This window comes from Klebsiella sp. 7-CIP_Kleb., from assembly GCF_050378655.1.
Lineage (GTDB): Bacteria > Pseudomonadota > Gammaproteobacteria > Enterobacterales > Enterobacteriaceae > Klebsiella > Klebsiella quasipneumoniae.
This window is the reverse complement of record NZ_JBNRLJ010000002.1, coordinates 1,140,773-1,155,140: the sequence shown is the minus strand read 5'-3', so window position 1 is coordinate 1,155,140 and position 14,368 is coordinate 1,140,773. Positions and strand designations below refer to the sequence as shown.

At 58.3% G+C, this 14,368-nt stretch carries 11 protein-coding genes and 1 tRNA gene; 4 read left to right on the top strand and 8 right to left on the bottom strand.

Annotation, left to right across the window (positions count from 1 at the left end; translation table 11 throughout):
• The first annotated feature begins 47 nt into the window (after positions 1 to 47).
• Positions 48 to 2,813, top strand: a complete 2,766-nt coding sequence (locus ACQUTI_RS13170; protein WP_323112693.1) for a LuxR C-terminal-related transcriptional regulator — start codon at positions 48 to 50, stop codon at positions 2,811 to 2,813.
• Positions 2,814 to 3,052: 239 nt separating this feature from the next.
• On the opposite strand, the gene ACQUTI_RS13165 is transcribed toward ACQUTI_RS13170, so the two are convergent.
• The 3 genes from ACQUTI_RS13165 to proB all read right to left on the bottom strand — a co-directional run bounded on the left by ACQUTI_RS13165 (position 3,053) and on the right by proB (position 5,609).
• Positions 3,053 to 3,128 (bottom strand) — tRNA-Thr (locus ACQUTI_RS13165).
• A 113-nt stretch (positions 3,129 to 3,241) separates the two neighbouring features.
• Positions 3,242 to 4,495 (bottom strand): glutamate-5-semialdehyde dehydrogenase, encoded by a 1,254-nt coding sequence (gene proA, locus ACQUTI_RS13160; RefSeq protein ID WP_004147253.1) that lies wholly within the window; start codon positions 4,493 to 4,495, stop codon positions 3,242 to 3,244.
• Between the two features lie 10 nt (positions 4,496 to 4,505).
• Positions 4,506 to 5,609, bottom strand: a complete 1,104-nt coding sequence (gene proB, locus ACQUTI_RS13155; RefSeq protein ID WP_008805306.1) for a glutamate 5-kinase — start codon at positions 5,607 to 5,609, stop codon at positions 4,506 to 4,508.
• Between the two features lie 288 nt (positions 5,610 to 5,897).
• Between proB and phoE the strand changes: the two genes are divergently transcribed.
• The gene (gene phoE, locus ACQUTI_RS13150) at positions 5,898 to 6,950 is read left to right on the top strand and encodes a phosphoporin PhoE (protein WP_004204700.1); all 1,053 of its coding nucleotides are present in this window, start codon (positions 5,898 to 5,900) and stop codon (positions 6,948 to 6,950) included.
• Positions 6,951 to 6,995: 45 nt separating this feature from the next.
• On the opposite strand, the gene ACQUTI_RS13145 is transcribed toward phoE, so the two are convergent.
• Positions 6,996 to 7,562, bottom strand: coding sequence for an NlpC/P60 family protein (locus ACQUTI_RS13145; protein WP_004222859.1), 567 nt, complete (start codon positions 7,560 to 7,562; stop codon positions 6,996 to 6,998).
• Between the two features lie 410 nt (positions 7,563 to 7,972).
• On the opposite strand from ACQUTI_RS13145, the gene ACQUTI_RS13140 reads away from it, so the two are divergent.
• Both ACQUTI_RS13140 and ACQUTI_RS13135 read left to right on the top strand, forming a co-directional pair.
• The gene (locus ACQUTI_RS13140) at positions 7,973 to 8,842 is read left to right on the top strand and encodes a DMT family transporter (RefSeq protein ID WP_049002967.1); all 870 of its coding nucleotides are present in this window, start codon (positions 7,973 to 7,975) and stop codon (positions 8,840 to 8,842) included.
• Between the two features lie 95 nt (positions 8,843 to 8,937).
• Positions 8,938 to 9,603, top strand: coding sequence for an HAD family hydrolase (locus ACQUTI_RS13135; protein ID WP_049002969.1), 666 nt, complete (start codon positions 8,938 to 8,940; stop codon positions 9,601 to 9,603).
• 734 nt (positions 9,604 to 10,337) lie between these two features.
• Here the strand turns inward: ACQUTI_RS13135 and phnE (ACQUTI_RS13130) are convergent.
• From phnE (ACQUTI_RS13130) to phnC, 4 genes are all read right to left on the bottom strand, one after another.
• The gene (phnE, locus tag ACQUTI_RS13130; RefSeq protein ID WP_017900973.1) at positions 10,338 to 11,222 is read right to left on the bottom strand and encodes a phosphonate ABC transporter, permease protein PhnE; all 885 of its coding nucleotides are present in this window, start codon (positions 11,220 to 11,222) and stop codon (positions 10,338 to 10,340) included.
• Positions 11,219 to 12,091, bottom strand: coding sequence for a phosphonate ABC transporter, permease protein PhnE (gene phnE / locus ACQUTI_RS13125; protein ID WP_002890001.1), 873 nt, complete (start codon positions 12,089 to 12,091; stop codon positions 11,219 to 11,221). Before phnE (ACQUTI_RS13125) ends, phnE (ACQUTI_RS13130) begins: the two co-directional genes overlap by 4 nt.
• A 66-nt stretch (positions 12,092 to 12,157) precedes the next feature.
• Positions 12,158 to 13,096, bottom strand: a complete 939-nt coding sequence (gene phnD / locus ACQUTI_RS13120) for a phosphonate ABC transporter substrate-binding protein (protein ID WP_032426081.1) — start codon at positions 13,094 to 13,096, stop codon at positions 12,158 to 12,160.
• 22 nt (positions 13,097 to 13,118) lie between these two features.
• The gene (gene phnC / locus ACQUTI_RS13115; RefSeq protein WP_042939290.1) at positions 13,119 to 13,961 is read right to left on the bottom strand and encodes a phosphonate ABC transporter ATP-binding protein; all 843 of its coding nucleotides are present in this window, start codon (positions 13,959 to 13,961) and stop codon (positions 13,119 to 13,121) included.
• Between the last annotated feature and the right edge of the window lie 407 nt (positions 13,962 to 14,368).

Here is a 14,368-nt window from a genome sequence, read left to right as displayed (position 1 = left end):
GGGGCTGGCGTACAATTGAAAAAAACAAAGCGAGTAGATAACCACGGATGAAGCCATCGGATTTAGAAAGTCGCCAATCACCCTCACTGGTCTCCGGGCCATTGCGGCTGACGCGAGGCTTGCCGCTAATCCTGACCAAATTCGTCCCGCCTCGCTCCTCGATACAATTGCTGGAGCGCCCCCGGCTGCTTCAGCTTCTCAGTCCCGTTCAGCAGTGCCGGCTGGGCGTCGTCTGCGCCGGCGCTGGATTTGGCAAAACCACGCTGTTGGCGCAATGGCATCAGCAGATGGTCGCCCAGGGCGAACGTATCGCCTGGCTGAGCCTCGATGAGGATGATGATGACGTATGGCAGTTTATTCCTTATCTGCTGCAAGCATTGCGTCCACTCTATGCTGACTGGGACGCCGATTTCTGGCGTGATATGGAAGAACAGAAGCTCTCCAGCTCCGAGCAACTGCTGGCCGGGCTCATTAACCAGCTACACTACTGCCCGCATGACGTGTACCTGATTATCGACGACTTCCACGTGATTAACGATCGTGGGGTCTATGAAGCGCTGGGGTATTTAATCAAGCATGCGCCTGCCGCCTTGCATCTGATCATTGGCAGCCGTTTCCACCCGAATCTTGCGCTGAGCCAGCTGCAGGCCCAGGACCAACTGGTGGAGATCTATGATCGAGACCTGCAATTCACGCTCGAAGAAACAAAACACTATTTTAGCCGCACGGTTGCGCTACCCCTCAGCAACCACCATGCACAGCGGCTACAGTCCGTGACAGAGGGCTGGATTGCAGGGATGAAGATCGCTTCATTGTCGGCAGAATTACAGCATGATCCCGAGCATCTGTTGCGCAATATGCATGGAGGAACACGGTCCATTGCCCGCTATCTGAAAGAGGTGGTACTGGACCCGCTGCCGGAAGAGGTTCTCGATTTCCTGGTAAAAACGTCCTTCCTCAGCCGGTTAAATGCCGAACTATGCAATGCAGTGACAGGACGAGATGATAGTCAAGCGATGCTGGCATGGATTGAGCGACACAACCTTTTTTTGTCAGCCCTTGACGAACAAGGCTACTGGTTCCGCTACCATCCTCTGTTACAGGAAAATCTTCGGACTATGCTGCAGCAGAACAACGCTATTGATCGCAAACAGCTACATGAATTAGCCAGTCATTGGTTCGTCGAACAGAAGCTGTGGTCTGAGGCGGTACGCCATGCGCTCAGCGCAGGCAAGCCGGTGCATAGCCCCGTGCAGGATGGCGCAAGCGCTCAGTCACTGGCGGAAGAAGGGGATATCGATACCCTGATCTCATGGATGCATCATTTACCGCCCAGCACCGATCCTTCGCGCATTGACCTGCAAATTAACCTGGCCTGGGCACTGGCGCATTATTTCCACTTTGATGAGTCGAGGCAGCTGCTTGATAACCTCGATCAGATGGTACTTCATCATCGTGAGGATTTAACCCGCAGCACCTGGTGTAAATTGCGCGTTGTGCGGGCAATTTGCGAAGCCTTTGCTGAAAACATCCCGGAGAGTCTGGCTATTGTTCAGCCGTTGCTGGCCGAAGTGCCCTGCGGTGACACCTGGGTTGATGGTCTGATATGCAATATTCTCAGCTATTGCCATGTTGTTAACCAGCGCTATCACGACGCGCTGGAGGTTCAACAGCATATGCCCTCTCCGGAAAGTCCTTTAGATAATCTGTTTGTCTCGGTTTATCGCGCTTTTATTATTGCCCAATGCCATCTTTGTCAGGGCGATCTGGGAAAAGCCGGGTGGTATGCAGAGAAAACGTTGCGTCAGGCTGAATGTTATACCGGTACCCAGTCGACCAGTGGCGCGACGCTGGCGCCGCTGCTGGCGGAGATAGCCTATGAATGTCAGAGGGGTGACTCGCCCGATCATCTGTTAGCCGACCGGCTCGAATTCATCGACCGATTCAGTCCACCCGACGCGCTGAGTCGTTGCTATACCTATCTCGCGCGTCAGGCTCTGGATGGCGATATGCCGTATGAGGCCGAGCGATTGCTGGAGCATGCGCAGCGTCTTGCGGTGTCTCGCGGCTGGCAACGGCTCCAGGCCATGATGTTAGCCGAGCAGGTGAGGGTGCGACTGCAGCGCGGCAATTTCACAGGCGCAGAGCAACTGCAGCGACAGCTTGAACAAATGTCCGCCAGCTTCAGAATGGATGCCGAACATCCCTGCCAACGCGCTATCGTTATGTCTGCATCCCTTAGCCGCAGCCGGCTTCTTCTCGCCAGAGGCCTGGCGCCGCAAGCCTGTGTTCTACTGGCTGAGATGGTCCCTGATCAGGAAAACCGGGGGGACAGGTTAACCGCAGCGCGTCTGCGTACGCTCTGGTCATTGGCCTTGTGGCACAGCGGCAAAACTGCGGCAGCGCGCACGACATTTCAGCCAGTCGTGCAGCTGGCTGAACAACAGCATCTCAAAGGCCTCTTTCTTGAAGCTGGCGATACCTTGCAACCTTTGCTTATCGGTATGAATGACTCCTCTTCGGCTTGGACAGAGGAAAGGGGAGTGCAGGGACCCTGGGCAGACAAGCGCTGGCCTGCAGATAGAACACCGTTTAATAGTGGAAGCCCCGATATTCCTGGCGAGCTCAGCGAGCGAGAGTTTCAGATATTACAGCTGATCGCTGAAGGTCAGATGAACAAAGAAATCGCTCGCTCCCTCGCTATTTCTGCCGAGACGGTCAAATGGCACATCAAAAACATCTACGCGAAGCTTAAAGTGAATAGCCGCACTCAAGCGATGAGCCGGGCGCTGGAGATGAAACTACTGGATTAATGGTTTGAACAGGGGGGGCTGGATACAAAATATTATTAAGACGAGCCACTTTCTTAACGGGGCTATGAGCCATGGATAAGTGAGGTACTTGTAAGTCCATGGGGAGCTCTCTGAACAGTGATGGCAGTTTTGATGCCCAGGCTCAGCGATATGAACATTGGTTTTAAGGAGGCGACGCCAGGGGAAAGTCATCCCAGAGAGGCTTTAGGGGAGTGTTTTCTGTAACGTTTTGATTGAAGTGGTGCCGATAATAGGAGTCGAACCTACGACCTTCGCATTACGAATGCGCTGCTCTACCAACTGAGCTATATCGGCCCTGCAAGAGGTGTTCACGAGCGTGAATCACGAGGCAAAAGGTTAGAACTTAGCGGGCGATGCGTCAATAGTCAGTGGAATCAACTGCCTATTTTTGCATCGCCCGTTCTCATTTACGCACGAATGGTATCGTCGCCGAAACCAATCCACTTATAGGTGGTTAACGCTTCCAGCCCCATCGGGCCGCGGGCGTGCAGCTTCTGGGTGCTGACCGCCACTTCCGCGCCGAGGCCGAACTGGCCGCCGTCGGTGAAGCGCGTGGAGGCGTTCACATATACCGCGGAAGAGTCCACTTCATTGATAAAGCGGTTGGCGTTACGCAGGGTGCGGGTCAGGATGGCGTCGGAGTGCTGGGTGCCATGTTCGCGGATATGGGCGATAGCCTCGTCCATATCAGCCACCACTTTGACGTTCAGATCCAGCGACAGATATTCGTCGTCATACTGCTCCGCTTTCACCGGCTCGACCTTCGCAGGGCCGTTTTGCAGCGCGGGGAGGGCGGAAGGGGCGGCGTGCAGGGTGACGCCGCTTTCGGCCATCTGCTTGCTTAACGCCGGCAGGAAGGTGTCGGCGATGTTGCGGTGCACCAGCAGCGTTTCCACGGTATTGCAGGTGCTCGGCCGCTGGGTCTTGGCGTTGACGATGATCTTCAGCGCGGGGGCGATCTCGGCGGTTTCATCAACGAAGATATGGCATACGCCAATCCCGCCGGTGATCACCGGGATCGTGGATTGCTCGCGGCACAGCTTGTGCAGGCCCGCGCCGCCGCGGGGGATCAGCATATCGATGTATTTATCCATCTTCAGCATTTCGCCCACCAGCGCGCGATCCGGGCTCTCAATGGCCTGTACCGCGGCGGCCGGCAGACCGCACTCCTGCAGCGCCTGCTGGATCACTTTCACCGTGGCGGCGTTGGTGCGCCAGGTCTCTTTCCCGCCGCGCAGGATCGCCGCGTTGCCGGTTTTCAGGCACAGGGAGGCGACGTCGACCGTCACGTTAGGACGCGCTTCATAAATCACGCCAATCACCCCCAGCGGGACGCGGCGACGCTCAATACGCAGACCGCTGTCCAGCAGCCCGCCGTCGATCACCTGGCCGACCGGATCGGCCAGATTGCACACCTGGCGCACATCGCTGGCGATGCCGCTCAGACGCGCCGGGGTCAGCGCGAGGCGATCGAGCATCGCTTCACTCAGGCCATTGGCGCGAGCTTCGGCTAAATCTTCCGCGTTGGCGCGCAGAATATCGTCGGTCTGCGCTTCCAGATAATCGGCGATCTTTTCCAGTACCTGATTCTTTTCCCGGCTGGAGAGTAACGCCAGCTGCCAGGAGGCCGCTTTGGCGGCAATGCCCATTTGTTCCAGCATTTTCAGCTCCTTAACGGATGATCATATCATCGCGGTGGACGGCCACCGGGCCGTATTCGTAGCCCAGAATGGCATCGATTTGCTGCGAGTGCTGGCCGGCGATAAGGCGCAGCGCATCGCTGTTGTAGCGGCTGACGCCGTGAGCGATGTCGCGTCCTTCGCTATTGCGGATGCGGATCACTTCGCCGCGGGAGAAGTTGCCGCTGACGATTTTGATGCCTTTTGGCAACAGCGAGCTGCCTCGTTCGAGGATCGCCTGGGTCGCGCCCGCATCGACGGTCAGTTCACCGGCCGGCGGCGCGCCGAAGATCCAGCGTTTACGGTTCTCCAGCGGAGACTCCTGGGCGTGGAAGCAGGTGCCTACCGGCAGGCCTTCCATCGCGTGGCCGATGACGTCCGGGCGGTTGCCGGCGGCGATGATGGTATCAATCCCCGCGCGGCAGGCGACGTCCGCTGCCTGCAGCTTGGTGCCCATGCCGCCGGTGCCGAGTCCGGAGACGCTGTCGCCGGCGATGGCGCGCAGCGCGTCGTCGATGCCGTAAACGTCTTTAATCAGCTCCGCCTGCGGGTTGCTGCGCGGGTCGGCGGTGAACAGGCCAGGCTGGTCGGTTAACAGCAGTAGCTTATCCGCCCCGGCGAGGATCGCGGCCAGCGCGGAGAGATTGTCGTTATCGCCCACTTTGATTTCCGCGGTGGCGACGGCGTCATTTTCGTTAATGACCGGGACGATGCTGTTATCCAGCAGGGCGCGCAGGGTGTCGCGGGCGTTGAGGAACCGTTCTCTGTCTTCCATGTCGGCGCGGGTCAGCAGCATCTGGCCAACGTGAATGCCATAGATAGAAAACAGCTGTTCCCACAGCTGGATAAGACGGCTTTGTCCCACCGCCGCCAGCAGCTGCTTGGAGGCGATGGTGGCGGGCAGTTCCGGGTAACCAAGGTGCTCGCGCCCGGCGGCAATGGCCCCGGAGGTCACGATGACAATACGGTGTCCCATGGCGTGCAGCTGTGCGCACTGGCGCACGAGCTCAACGATATGGGCGCGGTTCAGGCGACGGGACCCGCCTGTTAAAACACTGGTGCCCAGTTTTACCACCAGCGTCTGGCTTTCACTCATGATTCTCTGCCGTTCAAAAGGAATATCGATATCGAGCTGATGTTGTAGCAGGAGTCGGCCCGCTTGCCAACACCCGGGGTGGCGGGCGCGCCATTTTATTGCGCGGGATCGGGCATTCTGGAGAGGATATGTGACAAAAATATGTCAGATACATTTAAATACTCTTTTTTATAAAAAGTTCCACATTGTCATAAATATTTAATATGCCAGCGTTAAAAAACTCCTGTTTTTGATGGGCGAGCGCCCGCAATTGAATAGCGCGTATAAATAAATCACCAGGACTGAATAATGAAAAAGAGTACTCTGGCATTAATGATGATGGGCTTTGTGGCTTCAACGGCGACGCAGGCAGCGGAAGTTTATAATAAGAACGCGAACAAGCTGGATGTGTACGGCAAGATCAAAGCCATGCACTACTTCAGCGATTATGACAGCAAAGATGGCGATCAGACTTACGTGCGTTTCGGTATTAAAGGCGAAACGCAGATTAACGAAGACCTGACCGGCTATGGCCGTTGGGAATCTGAATTCTCGGGTAACAAAACCGAGAGCGACTCCAGCCAGAAGACTCGTCTGGCGTTCGCTGGGGTGAAGCTGAAGAACTACGGTTCTTTCGACTACGGCCGTAACCTTGGCGCCCTGTACGACGTGGAAGCCTGGACCGATATGTTCCCGGAATTCGGCGGCGACTCATCCGCTCAGACCGATAACTTTATGACCAAGCGCGCCAGCGGCCTGGCGACCTACCGCAACACCGACTTCTTCGGTCTGGTGGATGGCCTGGATCTGACCCTGCAGTACCAGGGTAAAAACGAAGGCCGTGAAGCGAAGAAACAGAACGGCGACGGCGTCGGCACCTCGTTAAGCTATGATTTCGGCGGCAGCGACTTCGCCGTCAGCGCAGCCTACACCAGCTCCGACCGTACCAACGATCAGAACTTGCTGGCCCGCGGCCAGGGTTCGAAAGCGGAAGCCTGGGCGACCGGCCTGAAATATGACGCCAACAATATCTACCTGGCGACCATGTACTCTGAAACCCGCAAAATGACCCCGATCAGCGGCGGTTTTGCCAACAAAGCGCAGAACTTTGAAGCGGTGGCCCAGTATCAGTTCGACTTCGGTCTGCGTCCGTCCCTCGGCTATGTGCTGTCGAAAGGGAAGGATATCGAAGGGGTGGGGAGCGAAGATCTGGTTAACTACATTGACGTGGGCCTGACCTACTACTTCAACAAAAACATGAACGCCTTCGTGGATTACAAAATCAACCAGCTGAAAAGCGATAACAAACTCGGCATCAACGATGACGACATCGTCGCGCTGGGCATGACCTACCAGTTCTGATCAACTTCAGAACCACCCGCCGCAGCCCAGGCTGCGGCTTTTTTTTTAGCGGCGATTCTTCGCCAGATGCAGGGTGTCGCTGTTCATGGTGATCTGCGCGTTATACTCCTTCGGCAGACGACGCGCCTGATAGAACGCCGACTCCCAGTAAGGGTTGTCCAGCGAAGAACGCATCACGCCCTGGCTGCTCGAGGCGTGAAGGAAATTATGATCGGTATCGTAAAAGCCAACGTGCATCCCGGCCCGGGTGCGGAAGAACACCAGATCGCCGGGACGTAAATCCCGCTTATTGACCCGCACGCCCATGTGCAGCAGCTCGCGGGTGGTGATCCGCTCCATCGGCAGGTTAAAGCGATCCTTCAGCGTGCGCCAGACGAAACCCGAGCAGTCGACGCCGCTTTGTTCAGTACCGCCCCATTCATAGGGGGTTCCCTGCCAGGTGTGCATCTGATCATGCAGGGCCGCCACCACCGGGATCAGATCGTCCGATCCGCCGTCAATGGTCATATCCGCATGAGATTTTGTGTTCTTTGCCTGTTTCGGTGAGGAGGAGCATCCTGCCAACAACAAAAAAGGAATTAAAAAGAGAGCATGCGTCAGTTTTGGCTTCATATCGTTATTTTCGAAGTAGCAAGCAGACTGCTTTGTTTTATAGCCGATTAAAAAGAACGGCTGAATAAGCCGAGGCCGCCTTTACGTTTATTTACGATTAAAAATAAACAACCAGCCGAGAGATCACCCATAAAAGGCAGTTGTCACTTCCGAACGGCCTGTGCCAGGATTCTGATTAAACATTTCACGAGGCATTCCATGACGCATTACGCCATCTCTGGTGAGACTTTGCCCGGCGCCGCTTTCGACGCGGGGTGGATGACGTCTGCGCCTCATCATCGCTTCGCCACGCTCTGCCCACCGCCTCCCCCTCCAGACCGGGTTGTTTTCGGCGCTTAGCGCCGTCTTTGCAGGCGCTTACCTGCCGGTATGACGCTTGATACCTTGTGTTTGACGTTCTGGAGCATGCTATGCACGTTCGCTATTCTCTGCTCGCCTCGCAGGCGACAACGGCCATTTTTGTGCTGCTGTGGGGCAGTGCGGCCATTTTCACCCGCTGGGGACTGGACAACGCCTCGCCGGTGGCGCTGCTGGTCTTTCGTTTTCTGATTGCCCTGGTCGCGCTGGCGCCGCTGGCCATCGTCCGTCGGCGCTGGCTGCCCGCGCCGGGCACCCGCTTGCAGACCGCGGCCACCGGCCTGATGCTGATTGGCGGCTATTCGGTCTGTTACTTCGAGGCGATGGCCAACGGCGTGACGCCGGGACTTATCGCCACCATCATGGGGATCCAGCCCATCCTCACGCTTTGCGTGGTGGAGCGCCGCCTGCAGGGGCGGCGGCTGCTGGGGCTGCTGCTTGCCCTGGCGGGGCTGGTGCTGCTGGTATGGCGCAGCCTGGCGGCGTCGCCCATGGCGATGGCGGGGATCCTGTTTGCGCTGGCGGCTTTGCTGCTGATGACTTTTGGCGCGCTGTGGCAAAAGCGCAGCCGTCAGTCGCCGGCGGATGTCCTGCCGCTGCAGTACGCCGTGAGTCTGGGGCTGTGCCTGTTGATCGCCCCGGTCAGCGGCTTCCGGTTTACCGTTAACGTCGGGTTGATTATTCCGGTGCTGTTTCTCGGGCTGCTGATTTCGGTGGTCGCCCAGCTGCTGCTGTATCGTCTGCTGAGCGCGGGAAATATCGTCAATGTCACCAGCCTCTTTTATCTGGTGCCGGCGATCACGGCGCTGCTGGATTATCTGCTGCTGGGCAACCGGCTGCCGGCGGCGGCGATGGTCGGTATGGTGGCGATCGTCGGCGGGATCGTATTGGTGTTCCGCACCGGCAAGGTCCGCGCCGGCTGACGACGAGCCGGGCGCTGCGGCGTCCGGTTCATTTTCCTGTCATCTTTTTTACGCATGCTCCCGGCAGCTTATTTTGACCAGTAAGGGAAAGTACCATGGGCAACACGCTGACGATTTTTGATCTCGATAACACCCTGATACAGGGCGATAGCAGTACGGTCTGGAGCCAGTTTATGGTTCGCGAAGGGCTGGCGACGCAGAAGGGGTATCTTGCCCGCGAGGCGCAGCTGATGGCGGATTATGACCGGGGAGAGATGAATATCGCCGATTATGTGGCCCTGATCCAGGCGCCGCTGGCCGGAATACCGAAATCGGACGTTGATGCGCTGGTGGCCCGCTGCGTCCGCGAGGCGATCCTGCCCCGGGTCTATCCGCAGGCGTGGGAGCTCATTCGTCGTCTGCGGGCCGAGGGGGAGCAGATGCTGATTATCTCCGCCTCGGTTAGCCTGCTGGTGCAGGCGGTGGCCGCCGCGCTGGAGATCGATCAGGCGCTGGGCATTGACGTGGCGATGGTCGACGGCGGCTACAGCGGGGTCATTGCCGGGATCCCCAGCTATCAGCAGGGGAAGGTGGCGCGTCTGGCGCAGTGGCGCGAGGCGCATCCGCAGTATGACGGCGAGGTGACGTTCTATACCGATTCCATTAACGATCTGCCGCTGTGCCTGCATGCGGATCGCGTGCGGCTGGTCAATCCCTGTCCGCAGCTGCAGGCGGCCGGTGCCGGATACGGCTGGCCGGTGCTGAGCTGGCGGCTGGAATAGCGGAGCGGATAAATATTTCTGCGGGTTCAGTCGTTCCAGGCCGGATAAGGCGTGTGCCGCCATTCGGCATACAGGCGGCTCCGTGCCGGCGGTCATTGCCCGGCGGCGCTGCGCTTGCGCGGGCCTACGGGGTGTGAGCCTGTGAGAGGGCCCTGTAGGCCGGGTAAGGCGCAGCCGCCACCCGGCGAAATATCGGCGCAACCGGAAATGTCCCTGCTCGCGCTGCGTTTAGCAGGGCTACAACTTCTATTTTAATGCCGGGCAGATTGCGCTCCCGGTTAGTTCTTCTGCGTTATGTCACTTACGGCGCCGGGAGCGCACAGGGGGCGGCCAGTCGCCGCCGCCCCCTGTACCCCCGGGCTCCGGCCAGCAACATCGCCACTGCGTGGTGCCTTCGACTTATCCCTGCAGGCTTCGGGTCGGGCCGAGGCAGCGTCCCTGCAAAACACGGCCCTCAGCCCGCATCCATGCGGGCTGCCCCGGCCTTCCGGGAACGTCTCAGCGATGTTGAGGCCGCCAGCACCGGCAGTTTCAGTCGCGCAAGTGGGTAAATTAATGACTGGTTGCTCGGGCCGTAGGCCGGGTAAGGCGCAGCCGCCACCCGGCATAAAAGCAGCTCCGTACCCGCTGTCATCGCCCGGTGGCGCTGCGCTTACCGGGCCTACGATGTGTCAGCCAGTGAGAGGACCCCGCAGGCCGGGTAAGGCGTAGCCGCCACCCGGCACAAAGGTGCGCTAGCGTTCGTCCTGATACAGCGGCACCACGGCGCCGCCGATATAGCGACGGCGCAGCCAGGCGGAGAGGGTGTCCATGATCATCACCACCGCCACCAGCAGCAGGGTGATAAACATCACCACATCCCAGTTCCACAGGCGCATATTCTCGGCATAGATAAGCCCAATACCGCCGGCGCCGACGAAGCCCAGCACCGCCGCGGAGCGGGTGTTGGATTCAATCTGATACAGGCTCAATGCGAGGAAGGTCGGGAACGACTGGGTAAAAATGCCAAAGCGATGCTTTTGCAGGCCGTTCGCGCCCACGGCGGTCAGTCCGCGCCCGGGGGAGCGGTCCACCGCTTCGTGTCCTTCCGCGTACAGCCGTCCCAGCAGGCCGGTGTCCTGCATGATGATCGCCAGCACCCCGGCCAGCGGCCCGAGGCCTACCGCGCGCACGAAAATCAGCCCCCAGATAGCCATGTCGATCCCGCGCAGCACATCAAACAGGCGGCGCATCAGCAGGGCGAGGGTCCCCAGCACCACGCCGCGCATGATGTTGCGGGCGGCGAAGAAGGAGAGCAGCAGCGCCAGCACCGTGGCGGTGAGCGTCCCGGCGAAGACGATAGCCAGAGTGATGCCGATTTGCGTGAAGTAATAGCCGAACGGCCAGTTCCAGAAGTCGTGCCAGACGAACATCCGCGCCAGATAGCGGCCAATCTGCTGTAGGCCGGTGGTCAGCTGTTCGCCGCTGATGCCGAACTGCAGAAAAAACCAGACGTAATAGAGCAGGCAGGCCAGCGCCACCAGTCCGACGTAGCGCAGGTAGCGCCCCTGGACCTGATAGAGCTGCTTATGCTGCCGCCGGCTGGCGGCGAGATCCGGTTGCATGTGCCAGACGCTCATTTCTTACCCTCCAGTACCCACAGGCGCAGACGACCGGACAGCATGTCCAGCGCCGACACCACCAGAATGATCAGCAGCAGGGTGATGCTCACCTGATCGTAGCGGTCGAGCTTGATGTTGGTCATCAGCTCCTGGCCGATGCCGCCCGCGCCCACCAGCCCGAGAATGGTCGACGAGCGGAAGTTGATTTCAAGCCGCATAAAGCCATAGGAGAGAAACAGCGGTTTCACCTGAGGCCACAGGGCGAAGCGAATTTTCTGCAGCGGGGATGCGCCGCAGGCCGCCAGGCCGCGTACCGGTTTGTTTTGCGCGCTTTCCACCGCCTCGTAGAACAGTTTGGTTAGGCTGCCGACGGTATGCAGCATCAGCGCCAGAAAGCCCGGAATCGCGCCGATGCCGAACGCCATCACAAAGATCACCGCCCACGCCAGCTCGGGCATGGTGCGCAAAAACGCCACCAGCACGCGAATGGCAAAGCGCACCGGCGCCGGGGACCAGGCGTTATTGGCGGCAAGAAACGCGAAAACCGTGGCAATGGCGACGGCCACCAGGGTTGAGGCCAGCGCCAGCTGCAGAGTTTCCCAGATCAGCGGCAGCTGGATCGGCAGGCGATAGCCCCACCAGGCCAGCGAGCCTTTGGTCTGCACGTCGGCGAACAGGTTACCGGCGCTCAGGGGCGGAATGGTCTCTGCCATATAGTCAAAGAAATGGGGCAGCGAGTGCCAGATAGTCAGCAGATTAAATTCCGCGGCGCTGCCGGCGGCAAAATAGAGCGCCAGCAGCAGCAGCGACCAGCAGACGGCATCGCGCTTTTGCCGCGAGCGTACCTGCTGGTAATAGCGTTCAAATTCGGTGTGGGTCGTCTTCATGCGTCGGGGATCTTCAACGTAGCGCCGCCGCTTACCCTGGGGCAAGCAGGCGGCGTTGAGGCAGGATTAACGCGCGCTCACCAGCTCGCGTTTCATATCAATAATCTGCTGGAAGTCAGCCACGCTGCCCGGGCCGATGTGCTGAGTACCGCCCATCGCTTTGATAAAGCAGGCGTGATCCTCAGTATCCAGTTTTTTCACCGCCGCCACGACCTTCGCTTTAAAGTCCGCTGGCAGCGCATTGCTCACCAGGATCGGGCCGTTCGGGATCAGCGGCGATTGCCAGATAATGCGGATCTGCTTCATCAGATCCGGATGATCCATGCGAATCAGACGGTTGAACGCGCCGGTGGTGTAGCCGGTGTTGTAATCGCCCACCATCGAGGCCCAGGTGACCGCGCCCGCGAACTGGCCATTCAGCACGCCGAGGATGTCCTGCTCGTGGCCACCGGAGAAGGTGACGCTGGAGAAGGTGTTGTTGTATTTGTTGTCGGCGTTACCGCCAAATTTTTCTTTAAACGCATGGTTAGGGATCAGATACCCGGAAGTGGAGTCCGGGTCGGCGAAGCCGAAGGCTTTGCCTTTTAAATCGTCCAGCGTTTTATACGGGGAGTCAGCTTTGACAATCACCACCGAGTGGTAGCCGCGAGACTGATCTTTGTCGTCCACGGCGATACCGACGATATCCACCGCTTTGGGGTTATTAAGATAAACCGAGGCGTAAGAGGAGGGAGACATGCTCAGCACCACGTCGACTTTTCCTCCCAGCAGACCCTGGATCACCCCGGAATAGTCGGAAGAGTTGCGCAGTTTGGTGTCCACGTTCAGCTCTTTATCGAGGAAGGCCTTCACGCACTGGTTATCGCCGATTTGCTGGGTGGCGTTCTGTCCGCCGAGAATGCCCAGATTCAGCTCTTTCGGCTGCGCCGCCGCTGCCTGCCATGCCATCATCATGCCCGCGACCATTGCGGATAAACGAACTGCGCCAGTCATAGATTTTTTCATTATGTTGCCCGTGTGAGTGAAATTAATGCAATTGGCTAACTTCATCGCCGTACAGCCGCTGCAGCACATCCTGCGTCAGCCGGGAGGGGTGATCGTCAAAAATAAGCTGGCCGCTGGCGACGCCGATAACCCGGGTGCAGTAGGTCTTCACCAGCTCTACCGAATGCAGGTTTACCATTACGCTGATGCCCTGCTCGCTAATTTCGCGCAACACATCCATGATGCGCTGGGTGTTTTTCGGATCCAGCGAGGCGACAGGCTCGTCGGCCAGCAGGATGCCGGGGTTTTGCATCAGTGCCCGGCAGATCGCCACCCGCTGCATCTGCCCGCCGGAGAGGTTCTCCGCCCGCTGCAGCGCGTGCGGCAGCATGTTCATCCACTCAAGCAGCGCAATGGCGCGCGCCCGGTCAGCTTCAGGAAAGATTTTAAACAGCGATTTCAGGGTTGAAGTCTGGCTGAGGCGGCCCAGCAGGACGTTGGTGAGCACATCGAGACGGGGCACCAGGCAGAAGTCCTGAAAAATCATTCCGCAGTGGCTGCGCCAGGCATTGAGCGCGCGACCTTTCAGCTGTGAGACATCGTGCGGGGTACCGACTTCCGGGTAGCTAAGAATTTCTCCGCCGCTGGCGCTGTGGGTGCCGTTGAGGACATGCAGGAGCGTCGATTTACCGGCGCCGGAGCGGCCTATGATGCCAACCATTTCGCCAGCGTGCAGATCAAAGCTGATGCCGTCCAGCACCTTGTGCTGGGCTTGATAAGCTTTACTCAGATTACGCACGCTTAAGACCTTCCGCTGCCGGCCGGCATTGAGTTCGGTGAACGGCTGGAAATCAGTTTCGGCCACCGCGGCAAGAGAGCTGTTCATAAGAGTGTCCAGGTTCGTCATTAACTGGCCACTATTAATAGGTCTTTATGTGAAATTTCGATGACGGTATTGCGAACAAACCGTGAACAGGCGGGAAAGGGCGGCGGTGAGCGGTTCACCGTGCGCGGTACGCTGGCGAAGCGCCGAAAAGCGGCTATGCTTTCGGGAACGCGGAGGCTGGCGTCCCCGTGCGGCTGGAACCCATCGGCAAAACTCGTTTTATCTTGCTAATGAGGTCTGTTTAATCGAATAGATAATGCTTCTGCCTTTGTTTAGCATTCATCATTCCGCAAAATTAACATATATATAACTATTTTGTGCGGCATGTTAATCTATTTATGAGTCTTATGCATTGGTGAATCATCCTGGTTATTGCTGATTTTTAGACTTATATTCTTTATTTTTGA